The sequence below is a fragment of the Hymenobacter gummosus genome (assembly GCF_003970915.1).
Classification (GTDB): Bacteria; Bacteroidota; Bacteroidia; order Cytophagales; family Hymenobacteraceae; genus Solirubrum; species Solirubrum gummosum.
Genome location: NZ_RXOF01000003.1, coordinates 373,919 through 397,373 on the forward strand (window position 1 = coordinate 373,919; position 23,455 = coordinate 397,373).

Genomic DNA, 23,455 nt, shown 5'->3' on the forward strand with positions numbered 1-23,455 from the left:
CTGTCACGTGTTACCTGTCACCTCATCACCTAAGATTACTCAAACAGCCAGTCCAGCTCCCCGTCCTTGTTAGTCACGCCCAGGCCGGCGTTGTAGGTGCGGATGGGCTGCTCGGCGGGCACGAAGCCCAGCAGCAGGGCGGCGCCCTTGCCCAGATTCAGGGTGTGGGTGCCCGGCTTAAAGCTGAAGGTGTGCACGTTCAGGGTCGGCAGGCCGGCCACCGTGGCGGCGTTGCTGATTTTGATGTCGGCCTGCCCGTAGTCGTTGGCCGTAGCGTCGATTTCCAGGGTCGGCACGGGCAGGTAGCGCGGGTTCTTCTGGTTGAAGTAGCCCACCAGCAGCTTTACCGGCTGCTTGGTGGTGAAGCGCAATTCCGTGCGCTGGCTCTGCATCTGCGCTTTGGCGAGGCGGATGCCTTTCAGCCCCAGCAGCTCCGGCGCCACGGCCGTCAGCTGGGCGGTGGTGTCGGCGAAAACGGGCTGGCCGGGCGCCACGGTGTAGGTCTGGGCCTTGCTCAGCAGCGTGACGGCAGCCGGGGTCAGGCGGGTGGTTTTCTGGCTGGCGGGCAGCGGACGCACTTGCTTGAGCGAGTCGAGGTTGTGGCGCAGGTTGGCCAGCTCCTTCTGGTACACCGGCAGCATTTCGGCCCAGGTAATGTACGTGGCGTCGACGCCGCGCATCGGAATTTTACGCTGGGCGGTCTGCATGCTGTTGGCGTACAGGTAGGTGTCCTTGGTCAGGGCCACCATCCGCTCCCAGTGCTGCACGCTGCGCTGCAGGAGGGGCACGGCGGCTTCCAGGTCGGCCACGTTGTGGGAGTACTTGTAGCGCAGCACCTGCAGAGCGGCGCGCACCTTGTCGGCGTAGAAGTTGGCCAGCGCCTGCTGGCAGTACATGTCGTTTTTGATGCGCTGAAACTCGGCCTGGTTTTGCGTCACGCCCGGTGCGGCCCGCTCGATGGCCGCCACCGCCGCCCGGCCGTGGGCCAACACTTCATCGGCCACCCGCGGCGGCGTCTCGCCGATGTGCGGCTGCCCTTTGGCTTCCTTTTCGGCGTAGTCGATAATCATTTCGCCCTCTGGGGCTTCCGACTCATACAGCAGGGTAAACAGCCCGTAGCGGCGCGGATTGATCAGTTGCGTCATCAGCATGCCCAGCGTCAGGGTCTGCCGGTTGCCGTCGGTGATGCCGTAGCGGCGCAAGAGCTTGGGCTCGATTTCGCCGGCCGCCTCGTAGGCGTCCAGAATGTGTCGGCCGGTTTCCGCCGTGCCGAACTGCCCGCCGATCTGCCGGCCCCAGTACTCAATTTCTTCGGGGCGCGGGCGGTTGGCTTTCCAGGCGTAGCGGGCCCACTGCTTGTACCAGAGCCAGTCCCGGTCAATTTGCAGCTGCCGGGGCTCCACCTTGTCAGCCGTGTAGGGCCAATCCCAGTACGAGGCCTGCGGGTAGAGGTGCAGCCCGTTCGAGCCGTAGATGTTGTGCATGGCCTGCACCGATTTCTGGATGAAATCGGCCGAGGCGTAGCGGAAGGGCTCCAGGTTCGCGAGGATGTGCACGTTCTGAATGTGCACCGAATTCATGCTGCTGAGCTTGCGGTGCAGCTCGGCCCAGCTCCCGCGCGGGGTGTAGGTAGTCAGCGCTTCGCCGTTGAACTTGGCCTCGGTGTACAGGTTCTTGTACAGCGGCAGCGCGGCGTTGATGACACGCGGCGCATCGGTGTCGTGGGCGCGCAGCACGATGGGCGGCAGCTCAGTCTGCTTCAGCGCCTTGAGGCCGTCGAGCACGCCGGGAATGATGGTCTGGGTCATCCAGTCCACGTCGTCCTGGCCCACGCCTTCCATGGCCTCGCCCAAGGCCAGCATCAGGCCCACGTTGGGGTATTTCTCCACGAAGGCGGCAATGGACTTGCGGGTGTAGTCGGACAGCAGCGGAGTGATGGGCCGGTTGCGGTCCTGGGTCTTAATGCCGTGGTGCTCGGCGAAGGGCTTCGAGACGAGGATGTTGTAGAACATCTGAATCACCCAGATGCCGCGCTTGTCAGCCTCCTCGGTGAGGAAGCGGAACATTTCCTCGTTTTTCCGGAAGGTCGCCTCGTCCACTTCTACCGCGTACGGGTACTCCTTCAGCCGCACCAGGGAGGCGAAGGGGTGCCCGTTCCAGAGGTAGAGCGAGTTCATGCGGTTTTCCACCAGCATGTCGAGGTAGCGCACCCAGAGCTGCTTGTCGTAAAACCAGGGAAACGACTCGGGCGTGTAGGGGTACTCGTACACGTTGCGGCCCGGCAGGTAAGTCGGCTTCTGCACCCCGATGCAGGCCCCGCGCATCACCATTTCGGGCTGATCCACGAGCTGAATCTTCTCGGCCAGCCGGCCCTGAGCCTGTACCTGCTCGGCCAGCTCCAGGCAGCCGTAGAGCGCGCCCGAATCGTCGGCGCCGCTGACGACGACCGTGTTTTTGTCGCCCGAGGAAATGGCAAAGCCCTCCTTGCCCGGCGCCTTGTCGGCGGAGGCGTGGAAGGCAGTAGCGGCTTGCTGCAGCAGCGCATCAGTAGCGCGGCCGACGACAATCAGGTCTTTTTTACCGCTGAGCTTGTCCTGCTCACTGATGCTGACGCGGTAGCCGGCCCGTTGCAGGGCGGCGCTGAGCCGCTCGGCGCCGAAGCGCAGGCGCGCGTGGGCACCTTTGGGCAGCACGATGGTACGGGTGCCGGGCTTGGCGGCGGCAGCGGCCGGATCGGCCGCGGTGGCGCGGCTGGTCAGCAGCAGGAAAACGGCGAGGAAGCAACCGGCGGCGAGAAGTTTCCAGAGTCTCCGGTTCATGGGCGGCGCGGGGGGTAAGCGGGCGGCGCGGCCGGGGTAGTCGGGCGCGGGGCCGTAGGTCCCAGGCGGGCCGACAATCGGGTGGACGGGTGGATTGCGGGCGGATGGTAGCGGCGAGGTCGGCCGAGGGGGCGGCGCGATGATTCCCACTCTTGCGCGCCGCCCCTACCATGCCCCGGTGCGCGTGCAGCCGGGCTTGGCCGATTCACCGCTTCCTGCTCGAAGCGAGTGATTCAAAAGTAGAGCCGCCCCGCCCGAAGCGTGTATACCTTTTTCCCCAATCATTGTACAATCTTGCCTTTTGGGCAAAATCCGGGGATTTTCGCCGCTCCAGCCCGGTCCGGGCGCGGGGTGGTTTTCGGCGGCAAGTCGGCTTGTTTCGGCCGGGGCCCGGCCATTAGTACCCCCAGGTTACGCGCCGCTGGCAGCCGAAAAAGGGTTTGATCCAACGTTTTTCCGTCCCCGATACCAGAAAGTACTTACATCGGCCGATGCGCATATCCTACAATCCATGCATGCGCAGCACCCATTGGCGCTAGAGGTTCTTTCGAGTTTGCCGGGAAATGCCCGTGCGTTATTCCGCCTACCGGCTCAGTACTTCTCTACTTGATTACTTCTTCGAACAAGTCCAGCCAAGTGCTGCGGGGGTCTTCTTTGGCTACGGCCGGGGCTTCTCCGGGCAGAGTCTGATTTGGGTCGGGGAATATGATGGCGTGGCGCTGGTTGTCCCGGATTTTGTAGAAGCACGTTTTGCCTGGCGTATACACCCCAATCAGGTAAATCATGCCATGCGAAGAGCTGTTGGCTGGCCGGGGCATTTCGGGTAAATCAGCAATGCGCTGCTGGCGGTAAAAAGAGAAGAGCGTATCCGGTGGCAACCGTGTTTCAAGTGTCTTGGATGGCTTGCAGTCCTGAAAGGATCTACCAAACGTTCTGCCACTCACCTGCCAGAATATAGTCGCAGATTCTGCCGTCCCATTGTCGTAGTAATGCTGGAACGTTATAACCGCATCTGCCCGGTAGCGCAGTTTGCTTATTGCCTGCTTGAGCGAATCAGCCAGGCAATAAGAAGTTGGCACGGTCGTGGTTTTTACAGGATGCTTGATCTGCTGTCCTACACAGGAGTAAGCAGAAAGCAGCATCAGCGCGTAAATAATCAGCCACTTGAATTTCATTATTTCTCTCCTCTGGTGCAGCAATAACGTCCGTTTAGGAATCTGATATACTTTAGCCCTTGCCCAAACTTCTTCGCCGCACTCTGGTCTGCACAGTCTTGTCCCTACAGCGACTTGGTGAAGCTGACCTTGATTTTCAGCTGGAAGTCGCCGATGACCTTGAAGATTTCCTTGAGCGTGACCTGCTCCACCTGGGTGAGCGTCTTCGGGTCGAGGTAGTTGGTGGGCGCGCGCCGGTCGTCGATGAGTTGGCGGGCCTGCTTTTTCAGGCGCATGCCCATCAGGTAGTAGTAGGCCTGCAGCAGCTCGTGGTACTCCTGCTCGCGCAATACTCCCCGCTCGCGCAGCCGGGCCAGCCGCTCGCCGGTGTTCGTCACGCCCAGAATCTGATGCTTCAGGGCGTACACCCGCACCAGATCCACGATGGGCGTCATAGTTTTTTTCAGGTCGAACACCTGCTGGCCTTCTTGGGCGAAGGTGCGGAAGTTGCGGAAGAAGGTCAGCGGGGCCTCGTACTGCAGGGCGTTGCGGGCCATGTAGAACAGGAAGCGGTCCAGCGGCTGGCTCAGCTCCTGGGCCAGGAAGCTCTGCAGCTCGTCCACCAGCGTGAAGTCGCCGTAGAGGGCGCGGCAGTCGAAGAAGGTGGCCATCTGCATCACCGTTTCGGGGCTGGCCTCGCCCATCCACTCGCGGTACTGCCGCTTCCAGTACGAGAGCGAGTGCGTCCACTTGGGGTTCTTGGCCATGAAGCCGCCCGAGCAGTAGTGCAGCCCGATGTGGTTCAGCTCATCCGACACGGCGGCGGCGAAGCGCAGGAAGTAGGCCCGCACCAGCTCGCGCTGCTCGTTGGCCTTGTCCTCGTAGATGATGGCGTTGTCCTGGTCGGTAACGAGCGTCTGCTCCTTGCGCCCTTCGCTGCCCAGCACCATGAACACGAAGCGCGCCGGCGCGGGCCCCTGCTCGGCCAGCACGTTCTCGATAACGCGCAGGGCAATGGTGTCGGCCACGGTGGTGATGACCTGGTTGACAATTTCGGGGCGCACGCCGCGGGTCAGCAGCTGGTTCACGATGTCGGGCACCATTTCCCAGCGCCGCTTCAGCTCTGGGGTGCCCTGGGCCAGCCGCACCGCCTGGATAAACATAAACGGCGACTGGGCCAGGTCCGAGAGCAGCTTGTTGCGGCTCAGAAAGCCCACGAAGCGCCCGTCGCGCTCCACCAGCAGGTAGCGCGTCTTGGTCTGAAACATGAGCAGAATTGCCTCGTGCACGAAGGCCGCGCCCGAAATGCTACGGATGGGCCGGGCCGTCACCTCCCCCACCGGCCCGGCAGCGTCGCGGCGCTGGGCAATGACGGTGTCGCGCAGGGTAATGTCGGTGCAGTAGCCGATGATGCGGTCGGAGCCGGGCTCGGTCACGAACAGGCAGCTGACCTTGTGGGCCGCCATGCGCCGGGCGGCCTCGAAAATGGGCGTATCAGCCGGGCAGGCCACGATTTCGCGCACTTCCAGCGAGTCGACGCGGCGCGAAAACAGCGCGTCGGCGACGAGGAAGTTGGCCTCGGGCGGGTTGACGGGCTTGACGAAGTGCGCAAACTCGTCGTTGAGCATGCGCTGCCCGAACTTGTGGGTGAAGTACTGGAAAAACTGCTCCGAGGCCAGGCACAGGGCGCGGAAGTCGCGGCGGGGCAGCTGCCACACCCGAGTGCCCTTGCGGGCCACCACCGTGCGCAGGCTGCGCTTCTTGTTCAGCAGGATGCTCATGCCCCCGTAGCAGGTACCCGGGCCGTACACCTCGGGCAGGCGCTGCTGGCCGGCGCTGTCGAGGAAAAACGTGTCGTAGGCGCCTTCCACCACGATGTCGAGCGTGCGCACCTTTGATACGTCCTGCTCGTGCAGCTGCGTGGGCTTGGCGTAGGTGACTTCCTGGAGCAAATCGACCACGCCGGCCAGCACGTCGTCGGGCAGCACGGTGAAGGGCGCGACGGTGCGCAGAAAAGCTAGGCGGTTATCCATAGAAGGGCTAATAACGCAAGCAGGAGCAGAACGGCTACCAGCAGCCCGCGGCCGAGCCGGCGCCCGGGCTTCGGGGCGAGGCCCGGCAGCAGCAAGGGCGGCTGCCCCGTCAGCACCGCGGCCGGAATCTGGCCCTGCCGCCGCAGCTCGTAGAAGCAGCGGGCGGTAGCGGCGGCGTCGGAGCGGGCGTCGTGCAGCTCGGGCATGACTTCGCCGAACAGCTGCTCGTGCAGCTCGGAGAGGCGCTGGTAGCGGCGGTAGGTGCCGTCGTCGGGGCGGCGGGTCACGCGCATCAGGCAGAACTGCGGCAGCACGGGCAGCGGGTTGGGCAGCCCCGCCCGGTGCAGGCTGGCCCCGATGACGTGGAAATCGAGCTGCAGGAAGTAGCCCACTACGCGCGGGCGGTAGTGGTCCAGGTCGGCCAGCAGGCGCCGCAGCGGGCCCTCGGGCGCCTGTCCGTGGGCGGCCAGAAAATCGGGCGTGATGCCGTGGATGCGCACGGCGGCGGGCGTCATGCGGCCCGCGGGCACCTGCAGGAAGTAGTTTTCCTCCTTCACCAGCGTGCCGTCGGGGGCGTAGAGCTGCCAGGCCAGCTGGGCCACGTGGGGCCAGGGCTCCTCGGCCGCGTACGGCAAATCCCAGCGGGCGGGCAGCCCGGTGGTTTCCGTATCAACGAAGAGCAGGTATTCGGCGGGCATGGGCGTAGCGCGAAGCTCTGCTTCGCGTATTCAGATAGTATTGTTCTCGTTGGTCGTTCGACGATAAACGTGCTGGATACGCGAAGCAGAGCTTGACTTCGTCGACCTTCGGTTCGCGCTACGACGCGGACGGCGCGGCAAAAATAACCGCCGGCCCCGGCCGCTCCCGGGCGGGAGTCAGCCAAGGCCGGCGGCACTGATTCAAGCAGGCAGGGCCTACCAGTAGATCGTGTAGAGGGCCGTCAGCAGCACGATGATAACGGCCGAGCCGATGGCGAAGCTGCGGTGCGGACGGAACATCGAGGCGTCGACTTCCAGGCCCTTGGGCTGCACGCCGCGGCCGGTTTCGAGCAGGCTGATCAGCACCATCATCACCACGCAGAACACGAACACGATGCCCATGCGGTCGAGGAAGGGAATCACGTACATGCCCTTTTCGGCGGCGTCCTGGCTGGGGGCCGAGAAGCCAATGGGCGCCAGAAACTGCAGGTCCACGAAGCGGGGCAGGAACTTCAGGAACACCGACGCCGCGAAGCCGCCGATGGTGGCAAACAAGGCCGCCGAGGAGGTCGTTTTCTTCCAGAAGAAGCCCAGGATGAACATGGCGAAGATGCCCGGCGACACGAAGCCGGTGTACTCCTGGATGAACTGGAAGCCGCCTTTCTTGTCGATGCCCAGGAACGGGGCGATGAGCACGCCCAGCACCATGGCCACCACCACCGTAATCTTGCCCACCGACACCAGCTTCTTCTCCGAAGCCTCGGGGTTGATGACCTTCTTGTAGATGTCGAGGGTGAAGATGGTGGCAATGGAGTTGGCCTTACCGGCCAGCGAGGCTACCACGGCCGCCGTGAGGGCGGCGAACGAGAGGCCTTTCAGACCCGCCGGCAGGATGTTCAGCAGCACCGGGTAGGCGCGGTCGGGGTTCAGGTCGGCACCGGCGCCAAACTCGGCCGGGCCGAATTCGCCGGCCTGGTAAAGCACGTAGGCGGCAATGCCGGGCAGCACCACGATGACGGGCATCAGCAGCTTCAGGAAGGCGGCGAAGAGGATACCGTTGCGGGCGGTGGGCAGGTCGGCACCCAGGGCGCGCTGCGTGATGTACTGGTTGCAGCCCCAGTAGTTCAGGTTCACAATCCACATGCCGCCGAGCAGCACCGTCAGGCCGGGTAGGTCGAGGTAGTGCGCGTCGTCGCGCTTGAGGATCATGTGGAAGTGGTCATCGGCCAGCTTGGTCATCTGCGAGAAGCCCGCCAGCACGCCCGACTGCCCGTAGTGCTCGGCCACCAGGTTCAGGGCCAGGTAAGTGGTGGCCAGACCGCCCAGAATCAGGAAGAACACCTGGATAACGTCGGTGAAGCCGATAACCTTCATGCCGCCCAGGGTGATGATGACGGCGAAAATGGCCAACGCACCCATGCAGAACGTCAAACTCAGGCCCGAAATGCTGCTTACGGCAATGGCGCCCAGGTACAGAATCGAAGTCAGGTTCACCACCACGTACAGGGCCAGCCAGAAGATGGCCATAATCATGGCCACCGTGCCGTTGTAGCGCTGGTGCAGAAACTGCGGCATCGTGAAAATCTTGTTCTTCAGGTATACCGGAATGAAGAACGTGGCCACGATGACCAGCGTGAGGGCCGCCATCCACTCGTAGGTGGAAATGGCCAGGCCGATGGCGAAGCCCGAGCCCGACATGCCCACAAACTGCTCGGCCGAGATGTTGGAGGCAATGAGCGAGGAGCCGATGGCCCACCACGTCAGCGAGCCTTCCGCCAGGAAGTAGTCCTTGGAGTCGCCCTCCAGGGTGCCGTCATGGCCGGTTTTGCGGCGGTACACCCAGATACCGTAGCCAGCTACGATAAGGAAGTAGACGAAGAAAACGACGTAGTCGAGGGTGGAAAGTTCGTGCACTGGCAGAAGATTGGAAGTAGGCAATGGCGGTAAAAATGGGCACTGCCGCCGAGAGTATCATCCTGTCAGGTCAGGAATTCTCGGCGGCAGCGCGCATTTTGTCACTAGATGTAGCGGTTCAGCAGGTTTTCCAGGTACTCCTGGCGGCCGCTGCGCACCTCCGGCTCGCCGTTTTCGGCGGCGTAGTCGCGCAGCTGCTCCAGCGTGAGCTGGCCCTGCTCAAAAGCCTGACCAGCACCGGAGTCGAACGAGGCGTAGCGCTCCTGGCGGATCTTTTTGTAGTCGGATTTCTGCAGGATGTTGTCGGCCGTGATGAGGGCGCGGGCAAACAGGTCCATGCCGCCGATGTGGGCGTAAAACAAATCCTGCGGGTCGGTGGAGTTGCGGCGGATTTTGGCGTCGAAGTTGATGCCGCCGCCCTGCAGGCCGCCGGCTTCCAGAATCACCAGCATGGATTCCGTCAGCTCGTAGATGTCGTTCGGGAACTGGTCGGTGTCCCAGCCGTTCTGGTAGTCGCCGCGGTTGGCGTCGATGCTGCCCAGCATACCCGCGTCGGCGGCTACCTGCAGCTCGTGCTGGAAGGTGTGGCCGGCCAGGGTGGCGTGGTTGACTTCCAGGTTCAGCTTGAAGTCGTCCATCAAATCGTACTGGCGCAGGAAGCCGATGACGGTGGCCGCGTCGTAGTCGTACTGGTGCTTGGTGGGCTCCATCGGCTTGGGCTCGATGAAGAAGTTGCCCTTGAAGCCCTGCTTGCGGGCGTAATCCTTGGCCGTATGCAGGAAGCGGGCGAAGTGCTCCTGCTCACGCTTCATGTTGGTGTTCAGCAGGGTCATGTAGCCTTCGCGGCCGCCCCAGAACACGTAGTTTTCGCCGCCGAGGGCAATGGTCGCGTCGAGGGCTGCCTTCACCTGGGCCGCGCCGTGGGCCAGCACGTGGAAGTCGGGGTTGGTGCTGGCGCCGTTCATGTAGCGGCGGTGCGAGAACAGGTTGGCGGTGCCCCAGAGCAGCTTGATGCCGGTTTCCTGCTGCTTCTGCTTGGCGTACTCCACCATGGTCTGCAGGCGCCGCTCGTTGTCGGCCACGTCGTTGGTGTAGTCCACCACGTCCACGTCGTGGAAGCAGTAGTAGGGCAGCCCGAGCTTGCTCATGAACTCGAAGGCGGCGTCCATCTTGGCCTTGGCGCGGCCGATGGCGTCCGAATCAGCGTCCCAGGGAAACAGGTGGGTGGCTTCGCCGAAGGGGTCGGCGCCGGAGCCGTTGAAGGAGTGCCAGTAGGCCCCGGCGAAGCGCAGCCACTCGGCCATCGGCTTGCCGGCTACCACGCGCTGGGCGTCGTACCAGCGGAACGCCAGCGGGTTGTCGGATTCCAGCCCTTCGAACGGGATGGTGGGGATGGTAGCGAAGAACTGCTTTTCGCTAATCAGCGTGCTCATCAGAGTATGGGTATTGTGGGTGAAATGTTTCGGGTTTTGGGGGATGGCTCAACGCCGGCTAATCGTTTGTCATCCTGAGCAAAGCGAAGGACCTTCCTCGCGCCTTGCACTGGTGGTCAAGTCCAGGCTTCGGCGCTTTGATAGGTGGACGTTGTTCGCTGCGCTTGGTCGTTGGGGTAGCTGAGCGTCTGCACTTCGTAGGTAGCGGCGGTGCGGGGTTCGAGGAAGGTCCTTCGGCTTTGCCTCAGGATGACGTTCTTATTACCCTTTTTGCCCCGCTCCTTGCCGTGCTACTGCAGTTGCGCCTGCAGCTTCTCTTTCCAGCGCTGGTACACGGCCTCGTAAGCTTCAGCGTCCGCACCCGGCTTCACCTGGCGCAGGGGCTGCACGCGGCTGAAGGCTTCGTCGGCGGTGGCGAAGGTGCCCGCGCCGATGCCCGCGCCCAGGGCCGCACCCACCGAGCCGTCGGTCTGGTACAGCTCCACGGTGAGGCCGGTCACGTCGGCAAAGGCCTGGGCAAAGACTTCGCTCAAAAACATATTGGTGTGCCCGGCCTTGACGACGGTCGGGTGCAGGCCGCCGGCGCGCATGAGGTCCAGGCCGTAGCGGAAGGCAAAGGCCACACCCTCCTGCCCGGCGCGCAGCATATGGGCCGGCGTGTGCACGTTCAGGTCGATGTCCACGAACTGCGCGCCCACCTGCTGATTCTCCAGCATGCGCTCGGCGCCGTTGCCGAAGGGCAGGCACAAGAGCCCGTCCGCGCCCACCGGCACGGCGGCGGCCCGCTCGTTGACTTCGGGGTAGCTCAGGGCGGGGGCGGCCACGCTGCGCACCCAGCGGTTGAGGCTGCCGGTACCGTTGATGCACAGCAGCACGCCCAGCCGGGTTTTGTCGCGGGAGTGGTTGACGTGGGCGAAGGGGTTGACGCGGGATTTTTGGTCCACGAACAGCTGGTCCGTCACGGCGTAGATGACGCCCGAGGTGCCCGCCGTGGCCGCCACCTCGCCCGGCCGCAGCACGTTCAGCGACAGGGCGTTGTTGGGCTGGTCGCCGGCCTTGTAGGTGACGGGGATGCCGGGCGTGAGGCCCAGCTCTTCGGCCACTTCGCGGCGCACCACCCCGTGCGGGGCAAACACCTCGCGCACCGGCGGAATCAGCGCCCGGTCGAAGCCGAAGAAGCGGAACACATCCTCCGACAAGCCGTGGCGGGCGAAGTCCCAGAACACGCCTTCCGACAAAGCCGAAATGCTGGTGGTGGCTTGCCCGGTAAGCTGCAGGGCCAGGAAGTCGCCGGGCAGCATAATCTGGTCGATGCGCCCGTACACTTCGGGCTCGTGCTCCTTCACCCAGGCCAGCTTGGCGGCGGTGAAGTTGCCGGGCGAGTTCAGCAAGTGGGCCAGGCACTCCCCTTCCCCGATGGCCTCGAAGGCCGCCTGCCCGTACGGCACCGCCCGCGAGTCGCACCAGATGATAGCGTCGCGCAGGGCGTGCTGGTCCTTGTCGACCACCACCAGCCCGTGCATCTGGTAGGCAATACCGATGGCGCTGATCTGCCGCGGGTCGTACAGGTGGGTAGCGTGGGCCTTGAGGATGGCCTGCTTCGCGTCCTGCCACCACTGCAGCGGGTACTGCTCGGCCCAGCCGGGCTGGCGGGCAATGATTTCCCGCTCCGTCTCGGGGTAGCTGACCGAAACGAGGGTTTGCCGGGAGTCGGCGTCCACCACTGAAACTTTGATGGACGAGGTGCCGAGGTCGATACCGAGAAGGAGCATAAGTTAGGGGCTTGGGGACTTGGGGTCTTGGGGGCTTGGTTTTTCGGAGTGGAGTCCGTTGATATGGGGCTGGCAGTTCAACAGCTGAACGTCACCAAGCGCCCAAGACCCTGCTATTCAATTCTAAACCAGTCGATGTCGGCGTTGCCGCTGTCGTTGAATTTGGTGGGGCGGGTGCAGAACAGGCCGACTTTGGCGCCGATCCACTTGCCTTCCTTGGCCTGAAACTCCTGGCCCACGGGCTGGAAGGTCTGCCCGTCGAGGCTGTAGCTGAACTGGCATTTGGCCCCGGCCTTCACCGCCACGCGCAGGTACAGCGGCTGCCGGGCCTGGGCCGCCGGGATGGTGAGGGGCGCGGTGCTGGTTTCGGCGGTGAGCTTTTCGGCGTTCAGGCAGACGTTCTGGCTGACTTGCAGCTGCCCGCCGGTGTAGCTCAGGCCCAGGTAGGCGTAGTCCTGGCCCATCATCACCAGGCCCAGCTTTTCCCCTTCCAGCCGCGGCGCGAAGGTGAGCTTGGTGGTGGCGGTGAAGACGTCGGCCGGGAGCTTCTGCAGCAGTAGGTTGGGCAGCTGCCAGAGGTTCTTGTAGCCCTCCGGCGTCTGCATGGCGTACAGGCGCAGGTAGCCCTGCGGACCGTTCAGGAAGGCCCAGTAATCCTGCGGGTTGGCGTGCCACTGCCACTGCAGGCCCAGCTGGTTGCTGCTGAACTCGTCCGAGGTCGGTGGGGTGGCCAGGGGCTGGGTTTTGGCCTTGATTTTGGGCTTGCGGTAGGTCAGTACCGGCTGGCCTTTGCCGTCCCCGTCGGGGTCTTCGCCGATGACGGGCCAGTCGTTTTTCCAGACCATGGGCTGCAGGTGCACCACGCGGCCGTAGGGGCCCTGATCCTGGAAGTGCAGAAACCAGTCCTCGCCCGCGTCGGTGTCCACCCAGGCGCCCTGGTGCGGGCCGTTGATGGCGGTTTTGCCCTGGTCCATCACGATGCGCTCCTCGTAGGGACCGTACACGTTCCTGGAGCGCAGCACCAGCTGCCAGCCCGTGGGCACGCCGCCGGCCGGGGCGAAGATGTAGTAGTAGCCGCCGCGCTTGTAGAACTTCGGTCCTTCCAGCGTGGGGTGGCCCTGGTGCCCGTCGAACACCAGCGCGTCGTCGCCGGTGAGGCTGAGCCCGTCCGGGGCCATGGGGCTGACGGCCAGGATGGTCTTGATGCCGGCCCGCGAGCCGGCGAAGCCGTGCACCAGGTAGGCCTTGCCGTCCTCGTCCCAGAGCGGGCAGGGGTCAATCCAGCCCTTGGCTTCCTTGATGCACACCGGCGTCGACCAGGGCCCGGCCGGGTTCCTGGCCTTGGTCACGAAGATGCCCAGGTCCGGGTCGGGGTAGTAGATGTAGAACTCCTTGTTGTGGTAGCGGATGGCCGGGGCCCACACTCCGTTGCCGTGCTGGGGCACCGCGTAGCGCGCCAGCGGGGGCTGCTGCCGAAATACCGCGCCGATAATCGACCAGTTCACCAGGTCCTTGGAGTGCAGAATCTGCAGGCCCGGCACCGCGTTGAAGCTCGACGAAGTCAGGTAGAAGTCGGATCCTACGCGCACTACGTCCGGGTCGGAGTAGTCGGCGTAGAGCACCGGGTTCTTGTAGGTGCCGTTGCCCAGGTCGGGCACCCACACCTTCGACACGCCCGGCTGCGCCAGGGCTCCGCTTAGACCCGCGCCGGCCAGCACCAGGCCCATGACCAGGCGGAGCAGCAAGCAACAGGGCGCGGAGGAACGGAGCACGGAAAACAGCGGAACTGAGGAGCGGAACGTAGGCCGCCAAGGCCCTTCCGGGAAGGAAAGATACTGCAGCATTGAAATCATATGCAATTCGGAAACCTTTCCGCTAAGTAAACCCAACTTGCTTTCATTACCGATTATTGACGTGATAATCAGCGTTATTTAGCGCGCAGTTTCGCGTTTTAAGCAGATTATCAAGGCAATAAAATAACTTATCGGTATCGTTTCCGAATATCTTCAACCAATCATACCTTGCTTATCACTCAATCCTATTTCGTAGCTTTCCGCTCCCCGTTTTCCGGAACCGTTTCCGGCGCAGTTACAGGCGCAATCCGCGCCCGACTTCTCTCCTCTTCCAATGGCCAAAGGCAACAAGCGCATTTCCATTGCCGACCTCGCCGCCGAGCTGGGCCTGGCCATTTCTACCGTGTCGCGGGCGCTGAACAACGCCCCGGACGTGAGCGGGGCCACCAAGGCGCAGGTGTGGGCGCTGGCCGAGAAGTGGAATTACCAGCCCAACAGCCTGGCCGCGTCCTTGCGCCGGGGCCGCAGCAACATGCTGGGCGTCATCGTGCCCCACATCAACGGGGCGTTTTTCCCGGCCGTGGTGCACGGCATCGAAAACGGGGCCAGCCAGGCCGGCCTGAACGTGCTCATCTGCCAGTCGAACGAGGACGCGCGCCAGGAGCAGAAGCACGTGGAAGCCCTGCTCAAGGCCCAGGTCGACGGCATTCTGGTGTCGGCCTCCAATACCACCGAGGACCTGGCCCACTTCGAGCGGATTCGCGCCCAGGGCACGCCGCTGGTGTTTTTCGACCGGATGCCGGCCCTGCCCCAAGCCTGCGGGGTGGTGGTCGACGATTACCGCGGGGCCTACCAGGTGATGGAGCACCTCATCGGGCAGGGCTGCCGGCGCATTGCCCACCTGGCCGGCCCGCCCCACCTGAACACCACCGCCGAGCGGCTGCGGGCCTACCGCGAGGCGCTGCTGGCCCACGGCCTGCCCTTCGACGAGCAGTTGGTAGTACCGCTGGACAATTCCACCACCGACGCCGGGGCCGCGGCCATGCGCCGCCTGCTGGGCCTCTACCAGCCGCCCGACGCGGTGTTTTCGGCCTACGACTTCCCGGCCGGCGGGGCCCTGCAGCTGCTGGAGGAGCGCGGCATCCGCGTGCCGCAGGACGTGGCCCTGGTTGGCTTCAGCAACGAGCCGTTTACGACCATGGTGCGCCCGCGCCTCAGCTCGGTCGACCAGCGCGGGGTGCTCATGGGCGAGGCGGCGGTGCAGCTGTTTCTGCAGCTGCTCAAGCGCACGGAGCTGTTCAGCGGCCGGCGCATCGTGCTCAAGCCCCAGCTCGTCGTGCGCGAGTCGTCGGTGCGGCGGTAGGGCTTAGGTAAGCACGCCCGTGCCAACCGGGGAACGACTTTCCGGCCAGCGTGGGTTACCTTTGCGGCCGTGAAAACTCCCCGTAGCACCAATCTGCTGGGCTGGCGGCAGGCGCTGCCGCTGCTGGCCCTGCTGGCGGCCGGCTGCCTGCAGCTGCAAAGCGACAAAGAGCAGCGCGAGGCTGCCCGCCAAAAGGTAATGGACCGCCACAACGAGCTGATGGACCGCATGGACGAGCTGACCCTGCTGCGGCAGCAGCTGCGCCAGGTGCCCGATACCGCCGAGGCCGGCCGCCGCAGCCGCGCCCTGCTGGCCGCCGACGCCGCCATGATGGACTGGATGCACCAGTACCACAACCCCGCCGATACCATGCGCCAGGAACGGGCCCTGGCCTACCTGGCCGCCCAGCAGCGCCGCATCGACTCGGTGGGCACGCTCATGCAGCAGAGCGTCGACGCGGCGCAGGCGCTGCTGAAGGGCCAGTAGCCCGCCCTACCCCGCTTTTTACCGCTTGCCATGCCCCGATTTTCCTTTCTGCGCACCGTGCTCGGCCTGAGCGCGGCTTCCCTGCTCCTGCTGTCGGCCTGCCAGTCGACGCCCGATAAGCCCCTGCCCATCTACGGCGGCGAAGAAATAGCGCCCGGCGACACGGTGTACCCGCGCATCCCGGACTACACGCTGCTCAACCAGGACCGCCAGACCGTCACGCCCGCCACCTTCGCGGGCAAGGTGTACGTGTCCGACTTCTTCTTCGCTACCTGCCCCGACATCTGCCCCGTCATGCAGACGCAGATGCTGCGCGTGTACGAGAAGTACAAGGACGACCCGCGCGTGGGCTTTATCTCGCACACCATCGACCCCTCCCACGACTCCATCCCGGTGCTGCGCGACTACGCCCAGCGCCTGGGCGTGCCCACGGCCCGCCAGTGGCACTTCGTGACGGCCCCGCGCGACACTATCTTCCACTTGGCCCGCATCTACATGGCCGGCGTGCAGCTCCACCCCGACGCGCCCCGCGGCGTGCTGCACAGCGGGGCCTTTGCTTTGGTCGACCCCCAGCGCCACATCCGCGGCGTGTACGACGGCACCGTGCCCGACCAGGTCGATAAGCTGCTGGCCGACCTGCCGCGCCTGCTGGCCGAGCTGCCCGAAGCCCCGGCTGCGGCCGCCAAATAGCCCGCATGAGCACCCGCGTGACGTTTCGGCCGGCCCTGCTGCGCCTGCTGGCGGCCCTGGCGGCGGTGGCCCTGGTGCTGCCCGGCTGCTTTACCGACCGCCAGAACGAGGGCCAGCGCCTGTACGCGGCCCGGTGCGCGGGCTGCCACGGCGCCAACGGGCAGGGCCTGCGCCGCCTCATGCCGCCCCTGGCCGGCTCCGACTACCTGCAGCGCCACCGCGCCGAGCTGCCCTGCCTGATCCGGCGCGGGCAGCAGGGGCCAATTACCGTCAACGGCGTGCTTTACGACCAAGTGATGCCCGCCCACGAGGACCTTACCGACTCGCAGATTACCAACCTGCTGAACTACGTGCACAACGCTTGGGGCAACCGCGCCCCCAAGCACACCATCCGCGAAGTCAGTGAGCTGCTGCGGGCCTGCGACGGGTCGGACGGGCGCTAGTAGGCGGAGGCGGGCACAGTTTGCGGCGGCCGGGGCTGGTTGTTCGGCCAAACATCCTTAGTTTGCATCTTCATCTGCTTACCGCATCATGGGTCTGTTCGACTTTCTAAAGAAAAAACCCGGCGACGAGCCGGCTGCTACGCCTCCCGCCGCCCCCCAGCAAGCCAATCCGGCTCCGGCCGCTGCTCCCACCGAAGGCGCTCAGCCCGCCGCGGCCAAGCCCGAGGGCGGTCCGCGCTACCAGCGCCCGGCTTTTGCCGCCAAGAGCGCCGCTGAGATTCAGCCTTCCTTCTCGGCCCAGGCCCCGGAATCCATCATTCCGCCCATGCCGGAGCCCCCGCCCCTGCCCTTCGAGCCCTCGAACAACCTGGAGCAGGTGCTGCTGCTGGCCGCCCAGGACCCGCAATACCGCCTGGCCTTCTACCACGAGCTGCTGCAGGCCCAGCTCATCGTGCTGACCAACGCCCCCGAGGGCGCCGAGCCCGGCGAAGTGACCGTGGAAGAAGGCACCGAAGTGCAGCTGCACGTGCTGCACGATGGCCGCATTCCGGTTTTCTCCTCCGAGGAGCGCATCTACGACGGCGGCACGGTGCAGGGCGAGGTATCCTTCCTGCGCGTACCGGGCGAAGGGTTCTTCCGCATGACCCAGGGCGCCGAGTGCGTGCTGAACCCCTTCTCGGGCTTCGGCAAGCTGCTGGTAGCCCCCGAAATCGAAGACCTGCTCACCGGCCGCATCTTCTCGCAGCCCGCCGAAGGCGCTGAGGGCGACGCGGCCCAGCAACCGCAGGCCCACCTGGTGCCCCTGGCCGACGTGCCCGCGGACCTGACCGCCGCCCTGCAGGAATTCAGCGGCCGCCAGCCCAACATCGAGGCGGCTTACCTGGCCGGCGTGGTTATCGAAGGCGACGAAGCACCCTCGCGCCTGCTGCTGGCCTTCAGCATGGACGACGAGAACATGGAGTTCCTGCAGGAGCTGGGCCCCGTAATTCAGGGCCATCTGCAGCAGGAAGCCATTGATGTGGCCCGCCTCAGCCCCGACCCGAGTGAGCCGCTGACCCAGTTCTTCAGCCAGCAGACCCCGCTGTACCAGCGCCAGCAGGCCTAAGCGGGCTATTCTGCCGATAACACCAGAACGTCATTCCGAGCGAAGCCGAGGAATCTCGCGTGTTTAGTCAGATAGTATAAACCTCGTTCGACGAGAGGAATACTATCCGGCATCAGCCCGCAGGATTTCTCGGCAAGCCCGGAATGACGTTCTTTTTGCTTGGTTAACCCTTTGGCGCCTACTCCGCCGCGCTGATTTCGGCTTGGGCCTGCTGGCGCCGGGCCACGCGCCGGAACAGCGGCACCAGCAGCGCGTACAGGGCCAGGCCCACCGGTATCGAGCCCACCAGCCAGAGCAGCAGGGCCCCCACCTCGGCCCGCCAGAACAGCTGCAAGGCCGCCTGCCAGTCGTGGCTGAGCAGGTACTGCAGGCGCTCCAGGCTGATGTGGGCCGGGCCGCCGAGCAGCCGGGCGCCGTAGCGCAGCAGCGGCAGCAGAATCAGCAGCTGCACGGGGCTGAGCAGGTGGCTGACCAGCAGCAGGGCGCCCACGTTCAGGCGCAGCCACACGGCCACGGCGGTGCCCAGCACGGTGGTCACGCCCAGCAGCGGCACCAGCCCGAAGGCGGTGCCCAGCGTCACCGTCAGGGCCAGCTGGGTGGGCGAAAGGCCTTGGCGCAGCTGCCCCAGCAGGGGCTCCACGACGCGGCGGCGAAAAAATCCAGGGCGGGGGGCGGCAGTATCAGTCGACATCTATTCAGCAGGAGCAGCGCGGGGCCCCGAAGGTGGCATCGGGGCGGGGGCCAGCCGGGCAACGGGCCGGGGCCGCGCCGCGTTTCACTCAACACTTCTACGGCCCGCCGGGTTTAGCGGGCCGCCCATTCCGGGCTCGGCATGACAAAAATACGCCCCACCGGCCGGCTGCACCACCGCTGGCCCGATTTCTTCACCCTGCTGCGCCGCGCCGGCCGCGAGCTGGCCGCCCACGACCCGCTGCGGCTGGGTGCGGCCACGGCATTTTTTACCACGTTTGCCCTGCCGCCCATTCTCATCCTGTTTATCAGCGTGCTGGGGGCCATTTACCCGGCCTCGCAGGTGCGGGCGCTGCTGCTGGAAAAGGTGGCCGACCTCATCAGCAGCACCGGCGCCGACTTGCTGGCCCAGATTGTAACCAACGTCACCAACGTGCAGCGCAGCCACTGGGTCACGGCCGCGGGCTTCGGGTTCCTGCTGTTCGTGGCTACTACCCTGTTCGTGGTTATTCAGAATTCGCTGAACGAGCTGTGGCAGGTGCGCCCGCGCCGGCAGACGGGCCGCCTGAGCCGGGTGCTGCGCGAACGGACGCGCTCGGGCTCGGCCCTGCTGGCCACCGCCGTGCTGGCCGTAGCCGCCATCCTGGCCGACTCCATCCTGCACGTGTTCGGGGAGCTGGTGGGCGACTTCGACGTGACCCTGATGCTGGTAGCCATTCAGGTGCTCAACAACGCCGTGTCGCTGCTGATTCTGACGGCCTGGTTTGCCCTGGCCTTCCGCAACCTCAGCCACGCCCACGTGCCCTGGCCGGCGCTGTGGCGCGGGGCCCTGCTCACGGGCCTGCTGTTTGAGCTGGGCGAGCGGGTGCTGCACCTGCTGCTGGTGCCGCGCAACCTCGGCCCCATCTACGGCCCGGCTTCGTCCATTGTGCTGCTGCTGCTGTTCGTGTTCTACTCGGCCATGATGTTCTATTTCGGCGCCAGCTTCACCAAGGTGTACGCCCAGTACGCCGGCCAGCCCCTGCGGCCCAAGCCCTCGGCCGTGCGCTACCGCCTGGTGAACGTGCCCGAGCCCGATGACGACGCGGACGCGCCGCCCACCGCCGCCCGGCACCGCCGCGCCACCGGCCGCAAGCAGCGCCTCACCCGGCCCCTAGGCAAAAACCGGCGCTGATACGTTGGCGGCGGCGCGCCGGGCACTACCGGCCGAGGCGCTACCCGAAACTAGAGCCCCACGAACCCGCAAGGCCCCGACTCGCCCGGTCCCGCGCCGCCGGCCCCACTCCCGCTGAACGTGTCACGTGTCACCTGTCACCCACTGCCCGGGCTGGCTTTCGTACCTTCGCAGCCCGCTTTTCATTTCCGCTGATGTCCGACGCCGCCCATACGCCCGCTCCCGCCGCTGCCCCCGCCCCCGATTTCACCGCTCTTGGCCTAAACGAACCGCTGCTGCGCGCCCTGCAGGAGCTGCGCTACGAGCAGCCCACCGCCATTCAGGCGCAGGTGGTGCCGCTGGTGCTGGCCGGGCAGGACATTGCCGGGCAGGCGCCCACCGGCTCGGGCAAAACCGCTGCCTACGGCCTGCCCCTGCTCCAGCAGCTCGACACGGCGCAGGACGCGGTGCAGGCCCTGGTGCTGGTGCCCGCCCGCGAGTTGGCCCTGCAGGTGCGCGACGAGCTGAAGCGCCTCGGTAAGTTTTTGCCCAACCTGCGCGTGGCGGCCTTCTACGGCGGCCACAGCTTCCAGGAAGAAACCCGGAGCCTCAAGCAGGCCCCGCACGTGGTGGTGGCCACGCCCGGCCGCCTGTTCGACCACCTCGACCGCCGCACCATCGTTCCCAACAAGCTGCAGCTGCTGGTTATCGACGAGACGGACAAGCTGCTGGAGCTGAAGTTTCAGGAGGCGCTGGCCAACATCGTGCAGCGCCTGCCGCGCCGCCGCCAGACCCTGCTGTTTTCGGCCACCATGCCCGAGAAAGTGCTGGAGCTGGTGCGCAAAAACCTCACCCGCCCCCGCCACGTGCAGGCCGAGGGCCAGGCCGAAGCCCTGCCCGAGTCCTTGACGCTGCTGGGCCACGTGGGCACGGCGGAGAAGAAGCCGGCGGCTTTGTTTCACATCCTGCAGAAGCCCGAAACCGGCCGCACGCTGGTGTTCTGCAACACCCGGCAGCGCTGCGAGGAGCTGGCCCGCTTCCTCACCAGCCGCGGCCTGACCGCCGAGGCCCTGCACGGCAAGCTGCCCCAGCCCGAGCGCGACAAAGCCCTGCTGAAGCTGCGCAACGGCTCGGCCCTGGCCCTGGTAGCCACCGACGTAGCCGCCCGCGGCATCGACGTGACGGACCTCGACACCGTGGTGCAGTTTGAGGTGCCCGAAAAGGCCGACACCTTCCAGCACCGTGCGGGCCGCACCGCCCGCGCCGGGGCCGCCGGCACGGCCCATATCCTGGCCACACCCGCCGAGCAGGCCCTGGTGCAGCGCTGGGCGGTGGCCAAGGACATCAAGTGGACGCCGCTGCAGGCCCCGGCCCTGCCCCCGGCCGCCAAGACGCCCAAGCCCACCACCGTGACCCTGCACGTGTCGGCCGGGCGCAAGGAGAAAGTCAGCGCCCACGACCTGGTGGGGGCCCTGGTGAACGTGGCCGGGCTGGAGCGCGAGGCCATCGGCCGCATCGAGGTGTTCGACCACTACAGCTACATCACCGTGCCCCGCGAGGCCGGCCGCGCCGTGCAGGACAGCATGGCCGGGGCCCGCATCAAGGGCAAGAAAGTGCGCGTGACGGAGGTGCGCTAAGCCCGCCAAATGCGCCGCCTGCTCCTGGTACTAGCCCTGCTGGCCAGTACGTCCTCCCTTCACGCTCAGCGCCGTCCCATGCGTACGTTGTCCGAACTTGTCGATACCGCCGACCCGGGCTGGCCGCTGGTGCAGGGCTGGCTGGCCGAGGCCCGCAACCCGGTGGACGTGCTGCCCATCGTGAGCCGGGCGCAGGCCGAGCAGGCGCTGCTGGCCGTGCAGGTCACCACCCGCTCGCCCATGGGTGCCCTCGTGTACGAAACCGGCGGGCTGCTCATTGACTCGGGCTGGCTGCGGGTGCTGGGCTCGGGCCACCCGCGCCTGAGCCGCAGCCTGCCCGGCTGGAACGAGGGCCGCACGAGCCCGCAGCCGGACGGCTTCCTGCTCGTCGCCGACGACGTGCTGGGCGGCTTTTTCGCCCTGAACGGCGGCGCGCTGGGCCCCGACCTCGGCCACATCTACTACTTCGCGCCCGACCGCCTGGCTTGGGAGCCGCTGGAGCTGGGCTACTCCGACTTCCTGAATTTCTGCCTCAACGGCGACCTGGACCAGTTCTACGAGGGCCAGCGCTGGCCGGGCTGGGCCGCCGAAACGCGCCGGCTCGACGGCAGCCAGGGCTGGGGCTTCGTCCCGTTTCTGTGGCTGCAGCCCGATGGCAGTGCCCCGCGCCGCCGCCAAGCCGTGCCGCTGGCCGAGCTCTGGACGCTGGAGCAGGATATGGCCCGCCAGCTCGGCCCGCCGCCCAAATAGCCGGCTGCGGGCCCGTTACCGGCCGCAGCTGGCCCGTTGCCGCTGGTTGCATCCGTCGCGTGGCAGCCGGCCCGGCTTATCTTGCAGCGCCGGCCCTGCTACCGCCGGCCCTTTTCTTCTGCCCGTTGCCCGATTCCTCGTCTTCGCAGCCGCCCCGGCAGCTGCTGTTTATCTGCAGCCAGAACCGCTGGCGCAGCCTTACCGCCGAGCGGCTGTTCGATGAGCACCCGCACTACGAGGCCCGCTCGGCCGGCACCGAGCCGGGGGCCCGGGTGCGCGTCACGGCCGGGCACCTGGGCTGGGCCGATGTCATCTTCGTGATGGAGCGGCGCCACACGGAGCGGCTGCGCGAGAAGTTTGCCGAGGAGCTGCGCGGCAAGACCGTTATCTGCCTGCGCATTCCCGATCAGTACCAATTTCAGGACCCGCGGCTGCTGGCGCTGCTGCGGCAGCGGCTGGCGCCGCACCTGCCCGAGGCCGGCTTCTGAGGTGGCGGGCGGAGGGGGCGCAACCATCCGGCGCGCCTGCCGTTCTTGCGCCCTATGAATTACCTCATCGGCCTGGCCGTACTGGCCCTGGTGGCTTTCCTGATTTACCGCCTCGTCACGGCCGGCACGCGCCGGCGCGCCCGCATTCTGCGCCAGCCTTTTCCAGAGGCCTGGCGGCAGCTGCTCACCGACCGCGTGGCCTTCTACTCGGCCCTGACCGACACCGAAAAGCCGCGCTTCGAAAAGCAAATCCAGCTGTTTCTGGCCCAGACGCGCATTACGGGCATCAAAACCAGCATCGACGACGCGACGCGGCTGCTGGTGGCGGCCTCGGCCGTCATTCCCATCTTCGGCTTCCGCGGCGGCTGGGAGTACGACAACCTGGGCGAGGTGCTCGTCTTCCCCGACGCCTGGCAGCTGCCCCGCGACGAGTCGAAGGAGGTGGCGCCGCTGGAGGGCACCCTGCTCGGCTCGGTGCAGAACTTCCAGTCCGACCACTACATGCGCCTCTCGAAGGCCGCGCTGGAGCAGGGCTTCCGCGACGCGAAGGACAAGCAGAACGTGGGCATCCACGAGTTTGCCCACCTGCTCGACGAGGCCGACGGGCAAATCGACGGGGTGCCGCTGCTGCTGCTGCCCCGGGAGCTGGTACCCGAGTGGCAGCGGCTGATGCACGAGGAAATCGAGCAGATTCGGGCCGGCAAGTCCACCATCGGTGACTACGGCGGCACGAGCACGGCGGAGTTTTTCGCGGTGGTGCTGGAGTACTTTTTCGAGAAGCCCGAGCAGCTGGAGCAGCACCACCCCGCCCTCTACGAGCTGCTGACGCGCACGTTCCGCCAGGACCCCGGTATGCGCTTCGCCCGCTTCGACCCGCGCCGCCTGCTCAAGAAAGCCCCCAAGCGCCTGGGCCGCAACGACCCCTGCCCCTGCGGCTCGGGCGAGAAGTTTAAGAACTGCTGCCAGCGGGAGCAGGCAAGCGCCGCGGCGTAGGGGCTTCGGCGGGCGCTGCTGCCTGCTATAACTGTCTGCGT

At 65.9% G+C, this 23,455-nt stretch carries 19 protein-coding genes; 10 read left to right on the top strand and 9 right to left on the bottom strand.

The features are described from left to right. Nucleotides 1–35: 35 nt before the first annotated feature. From EJV47_RS07600 to EJV47_RS07635, 8 genes are all read right to left on the bottom strand, one after another. Nucleotides 36–2,819 (bottom strand): alpha-d-galacturonidase, encoded by a 2,784-nt coding sequence (locus EJV47_RS07600; protein ID WP_207895852.1) that lies wholly within the window; start codon nt 2,817–2,819, stop codon nt 36–38. Between the two features lie 602 nt (nt 2,820–3,421). Further along, nucleotides 3,422–3,994, bottom strand: coding sequence for a hypothetical protein (locus EJV47_RS07605; protein ID WP_126692546.1), 573 nt, complete (start codon nt 3,992–3,994; stop codon nt 3,422–3,424). 104 nt (nt 3,995–4,098) lie between these two features. Next, a complete protein-coding gene (locus tag EJV47_RS07610) occupies nt 4,099–6,006 on the bottom strand; it encodes a DUF294 nucleotidyltransferase-like domain-containing protein (protein ID WP_126692547.1) in 1,908 nt (635 codons plus the stop codon). After that, entirely contained in the window at nt 5,991–6,704 is a 714-nt protein-coding gene (locus tag EJV47_RS07615; protein WP_126692548.1) for a 3'-5' exonuclease, read from the bottom strand. Before EJV47_RS07615 ends, EJV47_RS07610 begins: the two co-directional genes overlap by 16 nt. 216 nt (nt 6,705–6,920) lie before the next feature. Next, the gene (locus EJV47_RS07620) at nt 6,921–8,618 is read right to left on the bottom strand and encodes a sodium/sugar symporter (RefSeq protein ID WP_126692549.1); all 1,698 of its coding nucleotides are present in this window, start codon (nt 8,616–8,618) and stop codon (nt 6,921–6,923) included. 104 nt (nt 8,619–8,722) lie between these two features. Then, nucleotides 8,723–10,051 (bottom strand): xylose isomerase, encoded by a 1,329-nt coding sequence (gene xylA, locus EJV47_RS07625; protein WP_207895853.1) that lies wholly within the window; start codon nt 10,049–10,051, stop codon nt 8,723–8,725. A 290-nt stretch (nt 10,052–10,341) separates the two neighbouring features. Next, the gene (locus EJV47_RS07630; protein WP_126692551.1) at nt 10,342–11,823 is read right to left on the bottom strand and encodes a xylulokinase; all 1,482 of its coding nucleotides are present in this window, start codon (nt 11,821–11,823) and stop codon (nt 10,342–10,344) included. 113 nt (nt 11,824–11,936) lie between these two features. After that, a complete protein-coding gene (locus EJV47_RS07635; protein ID WP_341539255.1) occupies nt 11,937–13,568 on the bottom strand; it encodes a glycoside hydrolase family 43 protein in 1,632 nt (543 codons plus the stop codon). A gap of 382 nt (nt 13,569–13,950) precedes the next feature. Here EJV47_RS07635 and EJV47_RS07640 point away from each other — a divergent pair, with 382 nt between their 5' ends. From EJV47_RS07640 to EJV47_RS07660, 5 genes are all read left to right on the top strand, one after another. Next, nucleotides 13,951–14,979 (top strand): LacI family DNA-binding transcriptional regulator, encoded by a 1,029-nt coding sequence (locus EJV47_RS07640; protein ID WP_126692552.1) that lies wholly within the window; start codon nt 13,951–13,953, stop codon nt 14,977–14,979. Between the two features lie 69 nt (nt 14,980–15,048). After that, nucleotides 15,049–15,465, top strand: a complete 417-nt coding sequence (locus tag EJV47_RS07645) for a hypothetical protein (RefSeq protein ID WP_126692553.1) — start codon at nt 15,049–15,051, stop codon at nt 15,463–15,465. Between the two features lie 30 nt (nt 15,466–15,495). After that, complete coding sequence (locus tag EJV47_RS07650; RefSeq protein WP_243651054.1) at nt 15,496–16,155, top strand: SCO family protein; 660 nt, start codon at nt 15,496–15,498, stop codon at nt 16,153–16,155. Nucleotides 16,156–16,160: 5 nt separating this feature from the next. Next, nucleotides 16,161–16,598 carry a c-type cytochrome gene (locus EJV47_RS07655; RefSeq protein WP_126692554.1) on the top strand — a complete coding sequence of 146 codons (438 nt, stop codon included), beginning with the start codon at nt 16,161–16,163 and terminating at the stop codon, nt 16,596–16,598. A gap of 88 nt (nt 16,599–16,686) precedes the next feature. Next, nucleotides 16,687–17,703, top strand: a complete 1,017-nt coding sequence (locus EJV47_RS07660) for an enhanced serine sensitivity protein SseB C-terminal domain-containing protein (RefSeq protein WP_126692555.1) — start codon at nt 16,687–16,689, stop codon at nt 17,701–17,703. Between the two features lie 178 nt (nt 17,704–17,881). Here the strand turns inward: EJV47_RS07660 and EJV47_RS07665 are convergent, their stop codons facing one another. After that, nucleotides 17,882–18,394 (bottom strand): DUF2062 domain-containing protein, encoded by a 513-nt coding sequence (locus EJV47_RS07665; RefSeq protein WP_126692556.1) that lies wholly within the window; start codon nt 18,392–18,394, stop codon nt 17,882–17,884. Between the two features lie 141 nt (nt 18,395–18,535). Between EJV47_RS07665 and EJV47_RS07670 the strand changes: the two genes are divergently transcribed. The 5 genes from EJV47_RS07670 (at nt 18,536) to EJV47_RS07690 (ending at nt 23,414) form a co-directional block, all read left to right on the top strand. Continuing rightward, nucleotides 18,536–19,567 carry a YihY/virulence factor BrkB family protein gene (locus EJV47_RS07670; RefSeq protein ID WP_126692557.1) on the top strand — a complete coding sequence of 344 codons (1,032 nt, stop codon included), beginning with the start codon at nt 18,536–18,538 and terminating at the stop codon, nt 19,565–19,567. 194 nt (nt 19,568–19,761) lie between these two features. Beyond that, a complete protein-coding gene (locus tag EJV47_RS07675; RefSeq protein ID WP_126692558.1) occupies nt 19,762–21,183 on the top strand; it encodes a DEAD/DEAH box helicase in 1,422 nt (473 codons plus the stop codon). Nucleotides 21,184–21,261: 78 nt separating this feature from the next. Next, nucleotides 21,262–21,933, top strand: coding sequence for a DUF2625 domain-containing protein (locus tag EJV47_RS07680; protein ID WP_126692559.1), 672 nt, complete (start codon nt 21,262–21,264; stop codon nt 21,931–21,933). Nucleotides 21,934–22,058: 125 nt separating this feature from the next. Further along, nucleotides 22,059–22,421, top strand: coding sequence for a low molecular weight protein tyrosine phosphatase family protein (locus EJV47_RS07685; protein ID WP_126692560.1), 363 nt, complete (start codon nt 22,059–22,061; stop codon nt 22,419–22,421). Nucleotides 22,422–22,475: 54 nt separating this feature from the next. Beyond that, nucleotides 22,476–23,414, top strand: coding sequence for a zinc-dependent peptidase (locus tag EJV47_RS07690; protein WP_126692561.1), 939 nt, complete (start codon nt 22,476–22,478; stop codon nt 23,412–23,414). The last annotated feature ends 41 nt before the right edge of the window (nt 23,415–23,455 follow it).

Excerpts from the sequence above, each read along its gene's own strand:
- EJV47_RS07690 (WP_126692561.1), top strand. The coding sequence starts at position 22,476 with ATGAATTACCTCATCGGCCTGGCCGTACTGGCCCTGGTGGCTTTCCTG.
- EJV47_RS07605 (WP_126692546.1), bottom strand. The coding sequence starts at position 3,994 with ATGAAATTCAAGTGGCTGATTATTTACGCGCTGATGCTGCTTTCTGCT.
- EJV47_RS07680 (WP_126692559.1), top strand. The coding sequence starts at position 21,262 with ATGCGTACGTTGTCCGAACTTGTCGATACCGCCGACCCGGGCTGGCCG.
- EJV47_RS07600 (WP_207895852.1), bottom strand. The coding sequence starts at position 2,819 with ATGAACCGGAGACTCTGGAAACTTCTCGCCGCCGGTTGCTTCCTCGCC.
- EJV47_RS07675 (WP_126692558.1), top strand. The coding sequence starts at position 19,762 with ATGTCCGACGCCGCCCATACGCCCGCTCCCGCCGCTGCCCCCGCCCCC.
- EJV47_RS07660 (WP_126692555.1), top strand. The coding sequence starts at position 16,687 with ATGGGTCTGTTCGACTTTCTAAAGAAAAAACCCGGCGACGAGCCGGCT.
- EJV47_RS07670 (WP_126692557.1), top strand. The coding sequence starts at position 18,536 with ATGACAAAAATACGCCCCACCGGCCGGCTGCACCACCGCTGGCCCGAT.
- EJV47_RS07665 (WP_126692556.1), bottom strand. The coding sequence starts at position 18,394 with ATGTCGACTGATACTGCCGCCCCCCGCCCTGGATTTTTTCGCCGCCGC.
- EJV47_RS07640 (WP_126692552.1), top strand. The coding sequence starts at position 13,951 with ATGGCCAAAGGCAACAAGCGCATTTCCATTGCCGACCTCGCCGCCGAG.
- EJV47_RS07610 (WP_126692547.1), bottom strand. The coding sequence starts at position 6,006 with ATGGATAACCGCCTAGCTTTTCTGCGCACCGTCGCGCCCTTCACCGTG.
- EJV47_RS07650 (WP_243651054.1), top strand. The coding sequence starts at position 15,496 with ATGCCCCGATTTTCCTTTCTGCGCACCGTGCTCGGCCTGAGCGCGGCT.
- xylA (WP_207895853.1), bottom strand. The coding sequence starts at position 10,051 with ATGAGCACGCTGATTAGCGAAAAGCAGTTCTTCGCTACCATCCCCACC.
- EJV47_RS07615 (WP_126692548.1), bottom strand. The coding sequence starts at position 6,704 with ATGCCCGCCGAATACCTGCTCTTCGTTGATACGGAAACCACCGGGCTG.
- EJV47_RS07655 (WP_126692554.1), top strand. The coding sequence starts at position 16,161 with ATGAGCACCCGCGTGACGTTTCGGCCGGCCCTGCTGCGCCTGCTGGCG.
- EJV47_RS07630 (WP_126692551.1), bottom strand. The coding sequence starts at position 11,823 with ATGCTCCTTCTCGGTATCGACCTCGGCACCTCGTCCATCAAAGTTTCA.